The sequence below is a fragment of the Salinicola sp. V024 genome (genome assembly GCF_052645315.1).
On the sequence record NZ_JBQXYB010000003.1, the window covers coordinates 1 to 19,111 of the forward strand.

14 protein-coding genes are annotated in these 19,111 nt (G+C 57.1%); 3 read left to right on the forward strand and 11 right to left on the reverse strand.

Annotated elements, in window-relative coordinates; translation table 11 throughout:
• The 5 genes from ACUN9V_RS05935 to guaB form a co-directional block, all read right to left on the reverse strand.
• The coding region (locus tag ACUN9V_RS05935; RefSeq protein WP_445510969.1) for a helix-turn-helix domain-containing protein at window positions 1-166 on the reverse strand (166 nt) is incomplete at its 3' end.
• 113 nt (window positions 167-279) lie between these two features.
• Window positions 280-750: a hypothetical protein gene (locus tag ACUN9V_RS05940; RefSeq protein WP_445510716.1), complete on the reverse strand. Its 471-nt coding sequence runs from the start codon at window positions 748-750 to the stop codon at window positions 280-282.
• Window positions 747-4,187, reverse strand: coding sequence for a hypothetical protein (locus ACUN9V_RS05945; protein WP_445510717.1), 3,441 nt, complete (start codon window positions 4,185-4,187; stop codon window positions 747-749). Before ACUN9V_RS05945 ends, ACUN9V_RS05940 begins: the two co-directional genes overlap by 4 nt.
• A gap of 71 nt (window positions 4,188-4,258) precedes the next feature.
• Window positions 4,259-5,833, reverse strand: coding sequence for a glutamine-hydrolyzing GMP synthase (gene guaA / locus ACUN9V_RS05950; protein WP_445510718.1), 1,575 nt, complete (start codon window positions 5,831-5,833; stop codon window positions 4,259-4,261).
• 260 nt (window positions 5,834-6,093) lie between these two features.
• Entirely contained in the window at window positions 6,094-7,563 is a 1,470-nt protein-coding gene (guaB, locus tag ACUN9V_RS05955) for an IMP dehydrogenase (RefSeq protein WP_445510719.1), read from the reverse strand.
• 335 nt (window positions 7,564-7,898) lie between these two features.
• On the opposite strand from guaB, the gene xseA reads away from it, so the two are divergent.
• The 3 genes from xseA to ACUN9V_RS05970 all read left to right on the forward strand — a co-directional run bounded on the left by xseA (window position 7,899) and on the right by ACUN9V_RS05970 (window position 10,930).
• Complete coding sequence (gene xseA / locus ACUN9V_RS05960) at window positions 7,899-9,284, forward strand: exodeoxyribonuclease VII large subunit (protein ID WP_445510720.1); 1,386 nt, start codon at window positions 7,899-7,901, stop codon at window positions 9,282-9,284.
• Window positions 9,285-9,431: 147 nt separating this feature from the next.
• Window positions 9,432-9,686 (forward strand): type II toxin-antitoxin system Y4mF family antitoxin, encoded by a 255-nt coding sequence (locus ACUN9V_RS05965; RefSeq protein WP_075562456.1) that lies wholly within the window; start codon window positions 9,432-9,434, stop codon window positions 9,684-9,686.
• The gene (locus tag ACUN9V_RS05970; protein ID WP_445510721.1) at window positions 9,683-10,930 is read left to right on the forward strand and encodes a type II toxin-antitoxin system HipA family toxin; all 1,248 of its coding nucleotides are present in this window, start codon (window positions 9,683-9,685) and stop codon (window positions 10,928-10,930) included. Before ACUN9V_RS05965 ends, ACUN9V_RS05970 begins: the two co-directional genes overlap by 4 nt.
• 115 nt (window positions 10,931-11,045) lie before the next feature.
• Here ACUN9V_RS05970 and glrR read toward each other — a convergent pair whose 3' ends face one another.
• From glrR to ACUN9V_RS06000, 6 genes are all read right to left on the reverse strand, one after another.
• Window positions 11,046-12,425: a two-component system response regulator GlrR gene (glrR, locus tag ACUN9V_RS05975; protein ID WP_075562454.1), complete on the reverse strand. Its 1,380-nt coding sequence runs from the start codon at window positions 12,423-12,425 to the stop codon at window positions 11,046-11,048.
• 289 nt (window positions 12,426-12,714) lie between these two features.
• On the reverse strand, window positions 12,715-13,263 hold the full coding sequence (locus ACUN9V_RS05980; protein ID WP_445510722.1) for a hypothetical protein: 549 nt from the start codon (window positions 13,261-13,263) through the stop codon (window positions 12,715-12,717).
• Window positions 13,248-14,822 (reverse strand): ATP-binding protein, encoded by a 1,575-nt coding sequence (locus ACUN9V_RS05985; protein WP_445510723.1) that lies wholly within the window; start codon window positions 14,820-14,822, stop codon window positions 13,248-13,250. The genes ACUN9V_RS05980 and ACUN9V_RS05985 overlap by 16 nt, the downstream gene beginning before the upstream one ends.
• Window positions 14,823-15,666: 844 nt before the next feature.
• Window positions 15,667-16,977 carry an amino-acid N-acetyltransferase gene (gene argA / locus ACUN9V_RS05990; RefSeq protein ID WP_110692561.1) on the reverse strand — a complete coding sequence of 437 codons (1,311 nt, stop codon included), beginning with the start codon at window positions 16,975-16,977 and terminating at the stop codon, window positions 15,667-15,669.
• A 121-nt stretch (window positions 16,978-17,098) separates the two neighbouring features.
• Window positions 17,099-18,367: an inorganic phosphate transporter gene (locus ACUN9V_RS05995; RefSeq protein WP_075562451.1), complete on the reverse strand. Its 1,269-nt coding sequence runs from the start codon at window positions 18,365-18,367 to the stop codon at window positions 17,099-17,101.
• Window positions 18,368-18,422: 55 nt separating this feature from the next.
• Complete coding sequence (locus ACUN9V_RS06000; RefSeq protein ID WP_445510724.1) at window positions 18,423-19,103, reverse strand: TIGR00153 family protein; 681 nt, start codon at window positions 19,101-19,103, stop codon at window positions 18,423-18,425.
• Window positions 19,104-19,111: the final 8 nt, after the last annotated feature.

The following is a 19,111-nucleotide window of genomic DNA, read 5'->3' on the forward strand; positions in this document are numbered from 1 at the left end:
CATCGTAGCCCTTGATAGGGTCAACCGTATGGCGAGCAATTTCACGCGACACGGTGCTCGGCGCACGACCCAGGTGAGTGGCAATGGCCCGGATCGAATGCGTGGCTCGCATCATCATGATGGCGGCCCGGTCTTCAGCAGAAAGATGGCGATAGCAGTGGTTCATGGCAACACCGTACCTGATGGGTCACGTGTTGCGCTTGGTCATTGAGACCGCCCTCCTTTAATCCGTTAAGTATACGCTTAAGTTTTTCTTGTCCATCTTCAACCACTAGCAAATTAATCATTGTTAGCTCTTATGCAGTTCGTACCTACCAGCGCCGCTTTCAAACTAGTCTTCCAGCTGTCAATAGAAGCGTGATAGTAAACCACTGAATGATAGATTTCGGGAAACCCTTTCTTTAACTCTTGATCCAAATCCTTCAGATCAACTTCATTCAATCCGCGTCCAAAAACCTCAAATTGAGTAAAAACTATAACCGGTGCAATGATATCAAACCTGTCCATTTGACTCAGAAAATCTTTACCTCCGAAAATCACAGTATCGTCACCTGGTTCATCTGAACTCGGATCAAAAGTTGGCAAAGTCATATCTAATATCACTAAATCAAACTGCTCCCTCCTTATTCTCCTTACTCCGCTTTGCAAAGAGCGTTCAATAAGTAAAAATGCATCAGGAACAACTTCATCCAGATAATTAGAAAGCTGAATTCTCTTATTTTCATCATCTTCAACTATTAAAATTTTCATGCGCTAAACTCATGCATCGACAATGAAAACTCCACCTTGAATGAATTGCACCCTACATAACCAAAATCAAGACTGTTATTAGACCCTATTATTTTTTTCAATTTGATCAATCCAGTTCCACCTTCCGACTTGACTGAATCATAGATCTTATCGCTATCTATAAGACGCCTTATCTTTTCTACTTTAGCTATTGAATCAGCACTGCGCATTATTTCACTCGCTTCGCTAACCACACTTATCTGAAGTTTATTTCCGGCCACCCTCTCAGCCACCACATCCACCTGCACTTTACCGCCGTTGTTTGAATATTTTTTTATATTATCGAAGATAATGTAAAAAATATCGGAAAAGATATTCAACGCACCAACAAAAACAGGTAAATCAGGCAACCGCTTCCGTACTTCTGGATAAAAGTCTTTATGAGGTCTTTGTACGCACTGCAGTCCAACATCAATCAAATCTTCGAGAGAAAAATTAGGTTCACTTTTGGGTGCAGGAAGTTTAAACCATTCTACAATTTGAGTTAGCGCTTGTAGAGAGTTTGTTTGAGCTGTTCTCAGGGCACGATTAAATTCCGCAGCACTACCGCTATCCACAACACTATCGACACTGTCTTGCAATTCGTAGAATATTTTATTTAACTTGGATTTTAATTCAACTTCAATCACTCTTCTAACTTCTGACAAGCAAAAATCCACGCACTGCCAGAACAAGTCTATACATCGGTCAACAAAGTCGCTAAATGACGATTTATCGTTAACTGTTGATGCAATGAACATCAAATCACGGCGTGTGATTTTGATTTCGAACAAACCCTCCGGTTTTGCAAACGACTTAATTTGGACTAACTGATTCGCAGTAAAATCTATAAGTTCATCGTACTCATAACTGAACCTGACTAAGCAATCATCGAGATGCTTAATCAACTGCTCACCAAGATCTTCATATTTATTCGACCAGTATTCGTTAGATGCATATCTACCCTCTTCATCCAACTTCTGAGTAATTATTTTTTCCAGCTCCACGGGGCCTCGAAGCTGGCCGGATAGAGCACCATGACGAACCCTCATACTTAAGTAGCAGTCTAAACCATGAACTGGGCTAACCGTACATTCTGTTAGAAGATCGTGTATTAACCCTTTTAGTAAAGTTCCGGCTTCATCTTGGGGCACGTCAAAAATATCTCCCGACAAAGGTTTACCTGAAGCTATTGATTCATAGAGTGCCTCTTCGAATCCCGCTGCTGGATTAAATCCTGAACTTACTAAAGCTTGATAACGATAGAAATTTTCTTGTAGATTTTTATCGGCCCACTTTTTTATGGATGGAACATCAATAGATATTTTGCTTTGCTCGACATGTCTAACCCCTTTACGGATCACCTGCGTTTTGGTTATTTCTTTAATTTCTGACTCATATATTTCTGCGTCGCCAGGGTCCAATTGCAGTAATATTGAGCAAACCGCCATCCTTTCATTTTCGAGTTCTGACGTACCATTAAACTCAGTCGAGACTTTCATTATCTGAGGAACGCAAATATATTTCAGATAATAAATCACAAGAGCTGAATCGTATCCATCTGCAATTTTTAGTATTTCGGATGGCTTTGTAATATTATTAACGGTAAGAAAATCTTCGTAGGCGTACGAAAGTACTTTATCGTATTCATCATCGTATGCCACCGAGTACAAATGCAATGCAATAGGTGTGGAAATATCGGCTGCTAATTCTTTTCGGGTACTTTTATCCAATTGTTTAGCGCATTTTACGAGAGGAAGCATATTAATTACAGAAGGATAAGCCACGGCTTTATTAGCGATAAAATAATTTAAATCCGAAATATCTCCAGCCTGATCTATTGCATTGGCTACAAGTCTTATAAATACTCTTTTCAATCTAGGAGAACTTATCTTCAACTCTTCTTTGGAAAATTCTAATACTTTTGAAAACTCTTTCCTTGAATATGCTTTTTCTGCATCCAACCAAATACGAAATTCCTCATCCACTCCCTCAAACACGTCTCCCAGATTATTGTAAAATCCAATCATATATTCAGCCATTTTAACAACATACGATTGTCCATAAAGGCTCCTCGAGTGTTCGAGAAGTTTGTCTTTCTGGCTCTCTGGTAAATAAGTCACATATAATGGATCAAGTAATGGAGACGCGATAAACCTACTACTGAAACGAATTTCGCTCAAAACGGGGCTTGAAGATATTTCTGCCAAAAAATCTACAGCTAACACTTGCGCAAAATTAAAAGCGCTAAAGTTCAAGCATAACTTCATGCCCTTACTTAAGGCATGATTAGAGAAACTGCCGCCGTAATAAATATCTAGCAAGCAGTGGAACAATTCATCCACCACCCCTTCTTTTTTTAATGGAAGAAAGTTATTTCGAATACAAGACTCTGCAACTGTCGATAAGAACTGAGGTGCGAGGGTATCTAAGCAACTCTCATCAATAAAAACATTTGGGTAAGACTTGCCGTCTTCGACGCTTTCCCACACTTCATTTGAGTTAACGTCACCACCATTTAAGAATACAATCCTGTTAATGCTTCTGTCATTAATTTCTGACCCTAGTCTTGAAAGACATTTATTGATGAGCTTTTTATTCTCGGCGCTTGAAACTAGTATTGATAGAACACTTAACAAGACTGTATATTGATCTATAAAGGACGATGCCGATTCGTAACGGAGCATCTCAGATAAATCGTCAATATTATCAGGAAAAACTCCAGTAGTTTTATAGATAAGAGATTTTTTCAGCCCGACAGGCAAGTCACTATCCGTAAGCACCTCAATAGTTTTTGTCATGTACCTGTAAAATGTGCTAGCATCTTCGTTTCTTCTACTTAAACTAGATGACAGCCATTTAATTACAGGACTTGCCTCGTTTTTAATTCTTTCAAGGTATTCTTTTTGCTTCTCCAACCCGTAAAAGTATTGGTATATGGCAAGCCTTACCTCTATTACCCAGAGAGAAAAACCAAACTCTTTCTCTATCTCATCCAATAAATCGCAAGCTTTTTTGGGGTCGTTATCTTTAATTCTATCTTCAACCTGGTCCTTAATGGCGACAAACTTATTCAAATCTTTAGAGTGCTTTAATAATACCTCACAACACCACCGAAACTCTCCTTCTGGAGTTATCTTGTCTAACTCCGGAAGCTTCCTAAGATAGGAAAGTTTCATTGGGCGCTGAGCAACAACCCAATGTTTAAAGACAAGTTCACCCTTTTTTTTAGCAGAAAAAATCCAAGCTATGGCAGACGCATAATCTTCATACCTTAGATCTCTCCTAGATTTACTTAAACTAAAAAACGGCTGAAATCTTGAGTTAACGGTATTATTTTTAAATTTTAACAATGATGATTTTGGCACTGTCACAACCTGTATAATTGAAACGCATAAATTTTTCTTCTGTTCTATCATTGTAGATCGTGATATTCAACAAAAAGCCCGCCAATTGGCGGGCCTTTTCATTCAGTCAATCGGCAACCAACTCATTCCCACTCAATCGTCGCGGGCGGCTTACTACTAACGTCATACGTCACGCGCGATACGCCGCTGATCTCGTTGATGATGCGGTTGGAGACCTTTTCAAGCAACTCATACGGCAGGTGCGCCCAGCGTGCAGTCATGAAGTCGATGGTTTCGACGGCGCGGATGGCGATGACCCATTCGTAGCGGCGGCCATCGCCGACGACACCGACGGACTTGACCGGCAGGAACACGGCAAACGCCTGGCTGGTCTTGTGGTACCAGTCGAAGTTGTGCAGCTCTTCGATGAAGATGGCGTCGGCTTCACGCAGGATGTCGGCGTATTCCTTCTTCACCTCACCCAGAATGCGCACGCCGAGGCCCGGCCCCGGGAACGGGTGACGGTAGACCATGTCGTACGGCAGGCCGAGTTCGAGGCCGAGCTTGCGCACTTCGTCCTTGAACAGTTCGCGCAGCGGCTCGACCAGCTTGAGCTTCATGGTCTCGGGCAGGCCGCCGACGTTGTGGTGCGACTTGATCACGTGGGCCTTGCCGGTCTTGCTGGCGGCGGATTCGATCACGTCCGGGTAGATGGTGCCCTGGGCGAGGAATTCGACACCGTCGATCTTGGCGGCTTCACGGTCGAACACGTCGATGAAGGTGTTGCCGATGATCTTGCGCTTGGCTTCGGGGTCGTTCTCCCCTTTCAGCTTGCCCAGGAATTCGTCTTCCGCATCGACGCGGATCACCTTGACGCCCATGTGCTGGCCGAAGGTTTCCATCACCTGGTCGCCCTCCTGCTTGCGCAGCAGGCCGTTGTCGACGAAGACACAGGTGAGCTGCGTGCCGATCGCCTTGTGCAGCAGCGCGGCGACCACGGAGGAGTCCACCCCGCCGGAAAGGCCGAGCAGCACGTGGCGGTCGCCGACCTGTTCGCGAACGCGCTCGGTCAGGTCTTCGATGATCTGCGCCGGGGTCCACAGGCGTTCGGCCTTGCAGATATCCAGCACGAAGCGCTCGAGAATGCGCTGGCCCTGCAGGGTGTGGGTCACTTCCGGGTGGAACTGCACGCCGTAGAAGCGCTTTTCCGGCCAGGTCATGGCGGCGATCGGGCAGCTCGGCGTGGAGGCGGTGACGGTGAATTCCGCCGGGGCGCGGGCGACCTTGTCGCCGTGGCTCATCCACACGTCCAGGAGCGCTCCGCCGTCGTGGCCGACATGGTCCATGATCCCGCCGAGCAGGTCGTCTTCCGCCGCGACGCTGATCTGGGCGTAGCCGAACTCGCGCTTGTTGGAGCCTTCAGTGGCGCCACCCAGCTGTTCGGCCATGGTCTGCATGCCGTAGCAGATGCCGAAGATCGGCAGGCCCATCTCGAACACACACTCAGGGGCTCGCGGAGAACCCAGCTCGGAGACCGATTCCGGCCCACCGGAGAGGATGATGCCGTTGGGGTTGTATTCGCGGATCTCTTCTTCGGTGATATCGAAGGCGCGGATCTCGGAATAGACGCCGATCTCGCGCACGCGACGGGCGATCAGCTGCGTGTACTGGGAGCCGAAGTCGAGGATCAGGATCTTGTGCGAATGGATGTCGGTCATCGGATGAGCCCTGGAAATGAGTCTTAAACGAGCAGCGGCGCTGTTAGGCGCCGCTGACAAAGCCGGAAATGGCTGGAAACTGATTCGATGGTCGAGCCAATGGAAGATGAACTCAACCATGGGAAGAAACCTTTCGAGCGATGCTCAGGAGAGGCGAACGGCGGCGAGATAGCGGAGTTTACGTGTTGGTAAATGAGCATATCGAGCCGCCGTTCAACAAAGCCTGAGCGAGCGCAGATGGTTTCCTGAATCACGAACGATCAGGCGCCGCGGTAGTTTGGCGCTTCCTTGGTAATCTGTACGTCATGCACATGGGATTCGGTAATGCCCGCGCCGGTAATCTTGACGAATTCCGGCTGGGTGCGCATCTCATCGATGTTGTGGCAACCGGTGTAGCCCATGGAGGCGCGCAGGCCGCCCATCATCTGGTGAACGATGGCGCTCATCTGGCCCTTGTAGGGCACGCGACCTTCGATCCCTTCCGGCACCAGCTTCTCGACGCCTTCGTCCTTGCTCTGGAAGTAGCGATCCGAGGAGCCCTGAGTCTGGGACATCGCGCCCATGGAGCCCATGCCGCGATAGGCCTTGTAGGTCCGGCCCTGAAACAGTTCGACTTCGCCCGGTGACTCTTCGGTACCGGCGAGCATGCTGCCGAGCATGACGGTGCTGGCGCCGGCGACGATCGCCTTGGCGATATCCCCGGAGTAGCGCACGCCACCATCGGCGATCAGCGGGATGTCGAACGGCTTGAGCGCTTCGGCAACGTTGGCGACGGCGGTGATCTGCAGCACGCCAACGCCGGTGACGACGCGGGTGGTGCAGATGGAGCCGGGGCCGATACCGACCTTGACCGCGTCAGCGCCGGCTTCAGCCAGGGCGACGGCGGCGTCGCCGGTGGCGATGTTACCGCCGATCACCTGCAGCTCCGGGTAGTGTTCCTTGACCCAGCGAACGCGGTCGATGACACCCTTGGAGTGGCCGTGGGCGGTATCGACGACCAGCACGTCGACGCCGGCTTCGACCAGCGCGGCGATGCGATCCGGGGTTTCCGGGCCGGTGCCGACGGCGGCGCCAACCAGCAGGCGGCCATCGGCGTCTTTCGCGGCCATCGGGTAGGTGCGGGCTTTTTCGATGTCACGCACGGTGACCAGGCCGCGCAGGTGGAAGTCCTTGTCGACGACCAGGATCTTCTCGATGCGGTTTTCCTGCAGCTTGGTCTTGATCACGTCAAGCCCGGTGCCTTCCGGCACGGTGACCAGCTTTTCACGCGGGGTCATGATCGCTTCGACGCTGTCGCTGTAATCCGGCTGGAAGCGCATGTCGCGCCCAGTGACGAGCCCGACCAGGGTCTCGCCCTCGACCACCGGAAAGCCGGAATAGCCGTACTCCTTGGCCATCTCCAGCAGATCCTGCAGCTTGGCGTTGGGGCCCACGGTGACCGGGTCCTTGACGATAACGCTCTCGTGCTTCTTGACCTTGCGGACCTCGGCGGCCTGCTGGGTGATCGACATGCTCTTGTGGATGATGCCGATACCGCCTTCCTGCGCCATGGCAATCGCCAGACGCGCTTCGGTCACGGTATCCATGGCCGAAGAGAGCAGCGGAATGTTCAGGGTCAGATTGCGGGTCAGGCGGGATTTGAGGTCGACGTCTCTGGGCAGGACATCCGAGTAGCGGGGTACGAGTAATACGTCGTCGAACGTAAGAGCTTCTTGCGCTATACGTAGCATGGTCGGAAACCCAATTGGCAGGTGGTGGGGAGCCTGTGACAGCCTGCGGCACCGCGAGTGTCCTTGGAGACGGTCCTTGCAGTGTGGACCGGCATGGAGCATGGACCGGGGCCGCGAAAAGTTAATCGCGCATTATAGTCGTTTGGCCGTTGCCTCTCAATGGCAAGCAGGGGTTCGGGGTTCGATCGGCGCTGTATTCGACTAGCGCCGTTTCTGACCAGCGACGTTTCTCACCAGCACCGTTTCTCACCAGCGCCGTTTCTCACCAGCACTAGGGCCGCCGGCTTCGTGTTAGGCTTTCGACCATTCATAACCGTTTCCGTCCGGGTCAGCCCATGCCTGCGTTCACCTCACCGTCGCCACAGGCGATCTCCGTCAGCGATCTCAACCGCCAGGCCCGTCAGATGCTGGAGCGCGGCTTCGGCGACTGCTGGGTCGAGGGCGAGATTTCGGGGCTGGCGCGGCCCGCTTCCGGGCATATCTACTTCAGCCTGAAAGACGCCAAGGCCCAGCTCAAGTGTGCGTTCTTCCGCAATCGGGCGAGCCTGTCGCGCACACCGCTGAAGGATGGCGATCGGATCAAGGTTCGCGGACGGGTGTCGATCTTCGAACCGCGCGGCGATTATCAATTGATCGTCGATGCCGTGCAGCCCAGCGGCGAAGGCGAGCTGATGGCGGCCTATGAACGCCTCAAGCGCAAGCTGGAGGCAGAGGGCATGTTCGCCAACGTCCGGCCACTGCCCTACCCACCTCGCCATCTGGCACTGATCACCTCGAACACCGGCGCGGCGATTCGCGATGTACTCGCGGTGCTGCAGGCGCGCTGGCCGATGATTCGCGTCAGCGTTTTTCCATCCGTCGTTCAGGGCCGGGACGCGCCGCCGGCGCTGATCCGCGCGCTGGCCTTAATTAATCGTCAGGCACGTTATGAATCAGCACAACAGGATGCCGAGCGCCCGGCGATCGATCCGTTTGATGCGATTCTGATCACCCGCGGCGGCGGCAGTCTGGAAGACCTGTGGGCGTTCAACGACGAGCATCTGGTGCGGGCAATCTACCACTCGAAGCTGCCGGTGATGGCCGCCATCGGCCATGAAGTCGACGTGACCCTGGCCGAATTCGCCGCCGACGTGCGCGCCCCGACGCCTTCCGCCGCCGCCGAGCGGCTGGTGCCTGATCGCCGCGATCTCGAAGCGACGCTGAATCAGCAGCGCCAGCGCCTGATCCGCGCCTGGCAAGGGCGCGTCAATGCCGAATCCCAGCGCCTCGATCATCTACGCGCCCGGCTGCGCCATCCCGGGGAACGCCTCGCCCAGCAACGTCAGCATCTGGCGGGGCTGGATCGCCGCCTGCAGCTGGCGATGCACCAACGCTTGCAGCGGGATCGGCAACGGCTCGACGCCGCCACCCGACGCTTCGCGCTCCACGACCCGAGCCGCACGCTGCGCCAGTCGCGGCAACGGATCGATCAGCTCCGCCAGCGGCTCGACACCGCTCAGCGTCGCCGCCTGCATCAGGAGCGCCAAAACCTGCAGGGAATCGCCCGTGAGCTCAACGCCGTCAGCCCGCTGGCCGTGCTGGGCCGCGGCTACTCGATCCTGCAGGACGACAGTGGCCAGGTCGTCCGCGCCGCCAGCCAGACCCAGCCCGGTCAGACACTGACCGCCCGCCTCGGCGAAGGCCGCCTGAAGCTGGAAGTGAAGCGCCGCTTGAAGCGCTGAAGCAGGCCAGAATCGGAAAATTACCGCTCGGGAATAAACCGGCGTTTAACCGCCAAATTTCGCGAAAAATTACCGCTCGGTAATCTCTTGGCGTATGATTGTCTGAGTAACGCTATTATTACCGTCCGGTAATTTCGGGAGGCTACAATGGCTCGAACGGAAGAATCCCCTTCGCTACCCCAAACCGTTCGCTCGACCGAAGCAATCGGTGAGATCGTTCAACAATTGCGCCGGGAACAGAAGCTGCTCCAAGCCGACTTGGCGGGGTTAGCGGGTACGGGTAACCGGTTTGTCGTCGACCTGGAGAAAGGCAAGCCGACCCTTCAGATGCAGAAGGTGCTCGATGTCCTCGATCTGATGGGGCTGGAAGTGTCCATTCGACGCAAAGGTAGCGCCGAATGAGCATGCGATCGCTGGATCTCTACGCGGCAGAGTCGCAAGTCGGCACTCTCTTTGACGAGCAACCGCTACGGTTTTGCTATGCCCAGAGCTGGATCGACGACGGTGGCCTGTCATTGGCGCCAGGGTTGCCAGCCGAGGTCCCGATGCACGCGGGCACTGCCGTCGAGTCGTTCTTCGAAAATCTATTGCCGGAAGGTCGACTACGCGAATTTCTGGAGCAGCAAAGGCACGCTACCACGCTCTTCGGGCTGCTGGATGCCGTGGGTGGCGATACCGCCAGCGGCTTCTCTCTGCAGCCATCAGGGGTGCGACCGGAAGCAGTCCGATATCGGCAGATCACCTGGGACGAATTGGCTCGCAGCCTTGCCAATGGAGAGCCCACACTGAGCATCTTCGAAGGGACAGACGCGCGTCTATCACTGGCCGGCGCCCAGAATAAACGCCTGTTGATGGTGAAAGAGGGTATCCCCTATCTACCCGAGGGCTCGTCCCCTTCCAGTCATATCCTCAAGCCGGACATCCGCACGTTCGATAGCGTCTGGGCCTCGGCGCTAAACGAAACGTTTTGTCAGTTGCTAGCCAAAGAACTGGGGTTGGGGGCCGCCGAGGCTGCCTATCAACCGGAAACGCAGGCTTGTCTCGTCACCCGCTACGACCGGATATGGGATGGCAGCCGAGACGAGCTGCGCCGCCTGCATCAGCTGGATTTCTGCCAGCTCGCCGGGGTCCGATCAACCGTTAAATATGAGAGCGACGGCGGGCCCGGCCTCGCGGGTTGTCGAGAGCTGCTGAAGCGAGCCGATGCGCCCTTGGCCGACCATCAGCGCTTCATTCGCTGGATCTTCTTTAATCTGTTGATCGGCAACCACGATAGTCACGCCAAGAATCTTTCCGTGCTCTTTACGGCCGAAGGCCCCCGTCTGGCACCGTTTTACGACCTGATGAGCACGAATCTCTATTCCGGTCTGGCCCGGCGGTTTGCATTCAGTCTCGGTGGCGAGAATCGACCGGGCCAGATTGGCCGCCAACAGCTGGACGCCTGCGCCGGAGAACTTCAGCTACAGCCGCGCTATTTTCGCCAACAAGGTCTTACGCTGGCAGATGCCATGCCAGATGCCGTCGAGCGAGTCAGCAACCGACTGGCGCTTATCGCCCGCCAAGGCACCGAGCAGACACTGATCGAGCGTCTCGGTCGACACATCACCAGTCAGGCAAGACGTTCCAAAACGAGATGGGCGTCATAAACGCCGACGACACGACATCGGATGAATCAGTAGTGCCCAGAAAGCCACCGCCGGAAGTCTTCGACGGTGGCTCTCTTCATTCCCACTTCCCCAATCCTTTGCTCGAGCGGAACGATCAGCCTGCCGGATCCGGCATCGCGTTCGGCTTGAAGGTGCCGGGATCGAGATCATGACGCGACAGCAGCTTGTAGAAGTCGGTGCGGTTACGCCCGGCGATACGCGCCGCCTGGGTGACGTTGCCTTCGGTGATCTTGAGCACCTTGATCAGATAGCTGCGTTCGAAACCGGCCCGCGCTTCGCTGAACGAGGGCAGCGCGTTCTCCTCGGCGACCAGCGCCTGAGAGACCAGCGCTTCGGGAATCATCGGTGTGCTGGTCAGGGCGACGCACTGTTCGACCACGTTGACGAGCTGACGCACGTTGCCCGGCCAGCCGCTGGAGGCGAGCAGATTGAGCGCTTCCGGCGAGAACCCTTTGACGAACGGTTTATGCCGCGCCGAGACCTGCGCCACCATGTGCTTGGCCAGCAGCGGGATGTCCTCGGCGCGATCGCGCAGCGGCGGCAGTTTGAGGTTGACCACGTTGAGGCGGTAGTAGAGATCCTCGCGGAAATCGCCTTCGTGCATGGCACGATCGAGATCGCGATGGGTGGCGGAAATGATCCGCACGTCGATGGGAAACGACTTGGTGCTGCCCAATGGGCGAACCTGGCGCTCCTGCAATACGCGCAGCAGCTTGACCTGCAGCGGCAGCGGCATGTCGCCGATCTCGTCGAGGAACAGCGTGCCGCCGTCGGCGGCCAGAAACAGCCCGTCGTGCTGAGTGACCGCGCCGGTGAAGGCGCCGCGAGCGTGGCCGAACAGTTCGCTTTCCAGCAGTTGCTCCGGCAGCGCGCCGCAGTTGATGGCGACGAAGGGCTTGTCGGCGCGCGGGCTGGCCTGATGCATGGCATTGGCCAGCAGCTCCTTGCCGCTACCGCTGGGGCCGGTCAGCAGCACGCTGACATCCGAGGCGGCGACCATGTAGGCCTGCTCGAGAATGCGCTCCATTTGCGGGCTGCGGGTGATGATCTTCGAACGCCACGCTTCACCGCCTTCGCCACGCGCGGTCGGGGTCTGCTTGAGCGCCTCGTCGATCGCCTCGAACAGCTCGTCGCGATCGACCGGTTTGGTCAGAAAGCTGAACACGCCCTGGCGCGTGGCACTAACGGCGTCCGGAATCGAGCCATGCGCGGTAAGAATGATCACCGGCATCCCCGGTAGGCGACGCTGCAGCTCGTGGAAAAGCGCCAGGCCGTCCATCTCGTCCATGCGCAGGTCGGATAGCACCAGGTCCGGCGCCGTCTCTTCGATGTGGGTCAGCGCTTCGCGGCCACTTTCCGCCGTCGTCACCCGGAACCCGCGGCTTTCCAGACGCATGCCCAGCAGCTTGAGCAGGCTGGTATCGTCGTCGACCAGCAGGATGTGAGCGGTATGGCTGTTCCTGCCCGGCTCCATCGCTGGCGTTCGGATCGCCCGGGTTTTGGAAGCTGGTGAATCCTGAATATTCAATGACATAGGCACCTCTCTGCCGCCGCTTCGCCCTGTCTGTCGGCAAGGGCGTGTCACGCTCGCCGTGACGCGGTCGCGCGGTATCGATGTGGTCAATCGACCTCGAATCGCACGGTTGGCTTGGTTGTTCGTGAGTATTGATGATCACGCGGCGTTACCGACTCCGAAGCACGTTTGCGGGCATTCGAAGATCGGTTGTGGACGTTTTAGCTATCAGTCGTGAACGTTCCAGAAATCAGTCGCGCGCGTTGATCGTCCGCTCGATATCGGTCAAGGCGTCGAGCTTGTCCGACATCTCCTTGAGCTGTTGTTTCAGCTTCTCGTTTTCGCGCTTCAGTGCCTGCGTATCGCTGTGGCCACCCTGCCGACTCGCGTTCGTACTCGTGCTTCGCTGAGCGTAGAGCTTGCGACGCTCTTCCAGTTCGTTCAGCCACTGCTGCAGCAGCGGCTGGAGCCGGGTCGGCGCCGAGTCGATCGAGGCCTTGTAGAGGTCCGCGGCGCGTTGCCACTCACCGGGGCCATCCCAGGAGAGCACCAGTGCCCGGACGGCCTTCTGGTCCATGCGATGCTGCCCGACCTTGTCCAGCGTCCGTTGGCGCCAGTCATCGTCACCGCGTTGCGCCTGTAGACCGAAAGCTACCCAGGAATCGACCAGGCAGACGTTGTCGGCGTAGCTCGGAATGTCGCCGCAGCCGGCAGGGATGGATTCGCTGGAGAGCGACTGGCAACCCGCCAGCGCCATCATTCCCAGCAATAACAGCGTGGTTTTCATCTGACTGACCATGTTTTCTTCCTTGCCTCACCGCTCCGAGCCGGCTCGCCCGGTGCGGCGTCATTATCATCGTGTGGCGCTCTATCCTGTTGCGAAACGCGCGCCGGGCGATTCGCCCATGGCAACGTGAGTCGAAAGCAGACCGGCAGTTCGGCATCCTCGACCAGCGCCAGTTGCCCATCCTGCAGTTTGGCGCAGTCGGCCGCGACCGAAAGGCCGATACCGGAGCCCTTCAACGGCCCTTTGCGCCGCGCGCTGCCTTGATAGAACGCTTCGAACAGGTGGTCGCGATCGGCCTCGGCAATGGGATCGCCGCTGTTGGCCACGTCCAGCATCAGCTCATCACGTTGCTGCGCGGTGCGAATCATCAACTGGCCGCCATCGTTGCCATAGGCGATCGCGTTCGAGATCAGGTTATCCAGAACTCTCGCCGTCCGCTCGCGGTCAGCCTGCCACATCACCGGATGATGCGGACTCGTGACCTGCATGCCCTTGTTGTCCAGCGCCAGCCGATGCTTGGATAGCACCTCCTGAATCACCGTTGCGATATCGAACTGGGTGACCTTCATCCGCCGGCTGTTCTGGAGCAGATTGTAATCCAGCAGCTGTTCGATCAGCGTCTGCAGCTCCTGGCCGTTCTCGTCGATCAATCTCACCACTTCGCTCTGGCGCTCGTTGAGCTCTCCGGCGACGCCGTCGCCGAGCAGGGCAGTCCCTTCGCGAACGCTGGCCAGCGGTGTCTTCAGTTCATGCGACATATGGCGCAGAAACTGCTGCTTCTGCGCTTCGAGTTCGGACAGGCGGCCCGACAGCCACGATAGCCGATCGCCGAGCTGGACCAGTTCCGCCGGACCCTGGATTCGCGTCGGCACATCGCTATGGTCGCCGCTGCCCAGCCCGAAAATCCGCCGCTCGAGCTGGCGAATCGGCCGCGTGATCAGCCAGGTGAAGAACAGCATCAGGATCAGGCTGGCGGAGACGAGTGCGGCGGTCTGCATCCACAGACGTGTCTTGACCGAGTTGGCCTGCTGGCGAATATCGGCAATACGCGCGTCGATCAGCTCGTTGGTATCGTCACGCACCGCTTCGGACTCGGTGGCGAAACCGGAGAACCCTTGCAGGAAGGCACTCATATCTTTTACCGGCGCCGGGGGAAGGACGCGCAGGCGTTGAAAGCGTTCGGAGAGGGACTGGAAGTCGGGGTTGTTGCCCATCAGCGGCTCGTGTTGCTGTAACAGAGCGCCGAACTGCTTGACCTTCTGGTCGTAGATATCGCGCAGGCCCTCTTCTTCGATGACGGCATACTGGCGCGCGCTGCGTTCCATCTGCAGCGCCAGCGAACTCAGCATACGCGCTCGGCGAGTCTCCTCTACAGCCTGGCGCGCACTTTGATCGGCCAGCGTCGATAGCTGAGAAAGCGCCTGACCGGCCTGAAACATCAGTACCGCGATCGGCAACATCACGACGACGAAGGCCAGCAGTACCAGTTGAAGTAGCGAGCGAGGACGCCAACGTCGGGAGAGCTCGGTGGTCATGAAGATCGCTCTATGCAGGATGCCCATCGGGGTCATGGATCGTTCCGCAAGGATAACATTATTGTTGAACGCCTATTCGAGCCACGATGCGTCGATAGTCGATCGGGCCTGGAAGTGGCGTTGTCGAGAATCGGATTTCAAAACGCCCGACAAAAAAGCCTGACAAAAAAAGAGGGCCGGCAGAGCCGGCCCAAGGTACGCAGGGAACTGAAGGGTCGAAAACGACCTAGAAACACTGCCTGAATCAGCGATTTCGAGATCGCTCCCGTGGGCCAGAAGGCCCCGAAGCCAGTATCCGACTCAGCCATTCAGGGGCTATCGAGTACTGTGGCGGCGAACCGCCCGCTTCGTTTATGAACCGGTCGCCTGGAATCCGGATACTCGATCCTGGAAATCCTGCGGCCGGTCGCAATGGATCCCCTCTTGCGAGGGGGACGGCATCCTTGCCGGGGCATCCTTGCCCGAATGGTGTATCTCCATGCCCGATGGGCCACACCCGTCTCATCGCAACCTAAGTCACACATCGCGTGGAGCAGACGCTGTCGAATCTTGCTGGCTCCGCACAGGGTAGTTAGGAGCCCTACAAGATTCGGCGAGATGACTTCCGGAGAGGCCATCTCGTCGCTCTCGCTAAAGACTATAGCGATCCGCGTGCCAATTCCTTAATAATTCATGATAATCAAATACTTGAAATCAATGGCGACGTGAGAAACAGGACGAAGGTAAGCGTTGGCGCCGCGAAAACGCGAAATGGCCCCAAAAACGTCTTCATAGACAGACGCTTTTGGGGCCAATAACAATAAATTCATTAAAATCAGATAGTTGAATAGTCTCAATTTGGAGACACCCAAGTCCGAATCGCGGCGCCCACAGCGTCTCCTTATAGCGACTTCAGCAACACCTTGGAGCGGCGGGCCTGATTGTAGGTCCCGCGTTTGAGGTCGGGCAGCGCCTCCGGGGTTGTCAGGGAGAAGCCGCGCTCGACGAACCAGTGCGTGGTGTGTGTCGTCAGGGCAAACAGCTGCGTGAGCCCCTGCCGACGCGCGCGACGCTCGACTTCGGCTAGCAGCGTCTCCCCTCGCGCGCCACGGCGATAGTCGTCATGGACGGCGAGACACGCCAGCTCGCCCATTTTCGCTTCGGCGTAACCGTGCAGCGCCGCACAGCCGATCGCCATGCCATCGCGATCGATCACCACGTAATCCTCGATTTCGTGCTCGAGCCGCTCGCGAGTCCGAGCGACCAGCATGCCGCTGGACTCCAGCGGTGCGAGCAGAGCCAGCAGGCCGCCGACATCGTCCAGGACCGCCTGTCTCAAGAGTTCGTAGCGATTCTGGGTGATCATGGTGCCGACACCATCGCGAGTGAACAGCTCGCCCAGCAGTGCATCGTGATCGCGCCAGGAGAGCAGATGGGTACGTTCGACGCCATGCCGGGCCGCGCCGCAGGCGGCGCCCAGGTGCCGGAAAAGCTCGCTGCCCGGATCCGCCTGTTCGCGCAGGGTATCGGCCTCATCCGGCGTCAGCTGACGCTGCAGTTGACCGCTGTCATCGTGTAGCCCCGCCGACTCGCCCAGCAGAATCAGCTTATCCGCCCTGAGCGAGACCGCCACGTGCTGGGCGATCTCCGAGGCGTCGAGATCGAAGATCTCCCCGGTGCGGGAATAGCCCAGCGGCGGCAGAATCACCAGATTGCCGCCAGCGAGCAGGCTTTCGATGGCCTGGCTGCGCACGCGACGCACTTCGCCACTGTGATCGAAATCCACCCCGCCGCGGACGCCCAACGGCTTGGCCGTTACCAGATTGCCGGAAACCGCCGTCAGTTCGACGCCATGCAGCGGGGTGTTGGGCAACCCCAGCGACAGCTGCGCCTCGAGCTCGAGCCGCTGAATGGCGGCAATGCGTTCGACATGATCCATGATCGGGCGATCGGCAACCCAGCGTCCGCCGACTCGCAGCGGCGTAATGCCTTCGGTCTCCAGCGCCGCGCCGACCTGCGGCCGGATGCCGTAGACCAGCACCACCCGGACACCGAGCGTGTGCAGCAGTGCCAGATCCTGCAGCAGCTGGCCTCGTCGCGACGACGCCATCGCCTCGCCTTCGATCAGAATGACGAAAGTCTTGCCGCGGTGGGCATTGACGTAGGGCGATGAGTGACGAAACCAGTCGACGAAGGGGAAACGCGAGTCCAAGAGGTTGACGCTCCGGCTATGAGACAAAGACGTGAATGGGGTCCGCCTCAACTATACCAGAGCGTCTTCAAGCCGGTAGACCGCCACCGGCGGTTTCGGGCCGGCGTCGAATCCGGCGAATCTAGCCGAACATGCCTTTGAACATGAAGAAAAAGGCAATGGAGAGCAGCGCGCCCGCCGGCAGCGTGATCAGCCACGACAGCACGATCGAGCCGAGCACGCGCAGATTGAGCGCGGCCATGCCGCGGGCCAGGCCCACGCCGAGCACGGCACCGACCAGCGTATGCGTGGTCGAGATCGGCAGGCCGGTGCCGGAAGCCAGCACGACGGTGGAAGCGGCGGAGAGCGTCGCGGCGAAACCGCGGCTCGGCGTCAGTTCGGTGATCCCGGTACCCACGGTGGCGATGACCTTGTGGCCGTAGGTGACGAGACCGACCACGATCCCGCCGCCGCCGAGTACCAAAACCCACCACGGCATCGCCGCCGCGCCGGAAACACCGCCACCGTTCTCGACCACGCTGATCACGGCCGCCAGCGGGCCGACCGCGTTGGCGACGTCGTTCGAGCCGTGGGCGAAGGCCATGGCACAGGCGGTGAACATCATCAGCACGCCGAAGATACGCTCCACGCTGGAGAAGTCGTAATTGCTGCGGGCCCGCCGATCACCGCGGTTGATCCGGTTCTCCAGCAGCAGGCCGAACATCATGATCACCACGCCGAACGCCACCGCCAGCAGCAGACTTTCACCGAAGCTCAGATGCAGGCCCACGTGGGACAACCCCTTGACCAGCGTCACCATCGAGACGATGAAGCCGACCAGGAAGATGTAGCCCGGCACATAGCGCTTGGCGGCCGCGAACGGATCGGGACTGTCGAAGATCAGTACCTGCACGGAGCGGAACAGCATGAACGCGAACACGCCCGCGATCAGCGGCGAGGTAATCCAGCTCAGCGCGATCGTGCCGACCGATCCCCAGTTGACCGACTGGACGCCCAGCCCCGCCACCGCAAAGCCGACAATGGCGCCGACGATCGAGTGCGTGGTGGAGACCGGCCAGCCCTTGAACGAGGCGATCATCAGCCAGGAACCGGCCGCCAGCAGCGACGCCAGCATGCCGTAGACCAGCATCTGCGGATCGTTCTCGAGCAGCGCGGGATCGATGATGCCCTTGCGGATCGTTTCGGTGACCTGCCCGCCGGCCAGCCAGGCGCCGAGAAACTCGAAGATCACCGCAATGATGATCGCCTGCTTGATGGTGATCGCCTTGGAGCCGACCGAGGTTCCCATGGCGTTGGCGACATCGTTGGCACCAACTCCCCATGCCATGAAAAAGCCGAAGACACAGGCGAGAATGATGAAGACATCACCGTGTTGCGCAATGATGGACATAGGCTCTGTTCGCTTGAGTGGCGTGACGAAGGCGTAGAATGGCGAAGACCCGCAATCAGCGGGCCGTCAGTATTTGCAGTCGGCTGCCCACGCGCTCGGCGCGGTCGGACAGTTCACCGATCCATTCGATGATTTTATAGAGGAAGATAACGTCGACCGGCGGCAGCTCCGACTCGAGCTGGAACAGCCGGCGACGAATGTCGATCTGCTGGTCGTCGGCCTTGTGCTCGAGATCGTGGAGTTCCTTGATCAGTTCGTGCATGACGTCCGAGACATTGCGACCGAAGCCGGATTCGAGCAGATCCTCGAGCTCTTCGAGCGCCTTGCGCGCCTGGTCGACGGTCTCCACGGCGGTACGCAGATAATCGCGCATCGACTCCGCCAGCGGCTCGGGAATGATCATGTTGCGGCCCAGCATGATCCCGGTGATGTCGCGGGCCTTGTTGGCGATCTTGTCCTGAACGCTGATCAGCTCCAGCAGGTCGGAACGCGAGACCGGCAGGAACATGGTGTTGGGCAGGTTGAGACGCAACTGCGTCTTGAGCTCGTCCGCCTCGTGCTCGAGGCGGGTTATCGTCTCGCGGTGTTTGCGCGCCTCGTCCCAGTCGCCACCCAGCGCGGCATCGAAAAACGGCAACAGCTGGCCGGCACATTCACTGGTCTTGACGATATGAGCCAGTAGCGGCTGGAACGGCGACCGTCCGAACAGCGCGGAGAACGGGTTGGTACTCACCATAAAGCGTG

What these genes read in the sequence shown, in the direction of transcription:
- guaB (WP_445510719.1), bottom strand. Translation starts at nt 7,563, where the DNA reads ATGCTACGTATAGCGCAAGAAGCTCTTACGTTCGACGACGTATTACTC.
- ACUN9V_RS05980 (WP_445510722.1), bottom strand. Translation starts at nt 13,263, where the DNA reads ATGGTCAGTCAGATGAAAACCACGCTGTTATTGCTGGGAATGATGGCG.
- xseA (WP_445510720.1), top strand. Translation starts at nt 7,899, where the DNA reads ATGCCTGCGTTCACCTCACCGTCGCCACAGGCGATCTCCGTCAGCGAT.
- ACUN9V_RS05965 (WP_075562456.1), top strand. Translation starts at nt 9,432, where the DNA reads ATGGCTCGAACGGAAGAATCCCCTTCGCTACCCCAAACCGTTCGCTCG.
- ACUN9V_RS05945 (WP_445510717.1), bottom strand. Translation starts at nt 4,187, where the DNA reads ATGATAGAACAGAAGAAAAATTTATGCGTTTCAATTATACAGGTTGTG.
- ACUN9V_RS06000 (WP_445510724.1), bottom strand. Translation starts at nt 19,103, where the DNA reads ATGGTGAGTACCAACCCGTTCTCCGCGCTGTTCGGACGGTCGCCGTTC.
- ACUN9V_RS05985 (WP_445510723.1), bottom strand. Translation starts at nt 14,822, where the DNA reads ATGACCCCGATGGGCATCCTGCATAGAGCGATCTTCATGACCACCGAG.
- ACUN9V_RS05940 (WP_445510716.1), bottom strand. Translation starts at nt 750, where the DNA reads ATGAAAATTTTAATAGTTGAAGATGATGAAAATAAGAGAATTCAGCTT.
- glrR (WP_075562454.1), bottom strand. Translation starts at nt 12,425, where the DNA reads ATGGAGCCGGGCAGGAACAGCCATACCGCTCACATCCTGCTGGTCGAC.
- ACUN9V_RS05995 (WP_075562451.1), bottom strand. Translation starts at nt 18,367, where the DNA reads ATGTCCATCATTGCGCAACACGGTGATGTCTTCATCATTCTCGCCTGT.
- ACUN9V_RS05970 (WP_445510721.1), top strand. Translation starts at nt 9,683, where the DNA reads ATGAGCATGCGATCGCTGGATCTCTACGCGGCAGAGTCGCAAGTCGGC.
- guaA (WP_445510718.1), bottom strand. Translation starts at nt 5,833, where the DNA reads ATGACCGACATCCATTCGCACAAGATCCTGATCCTCGACTTCGGCTCC.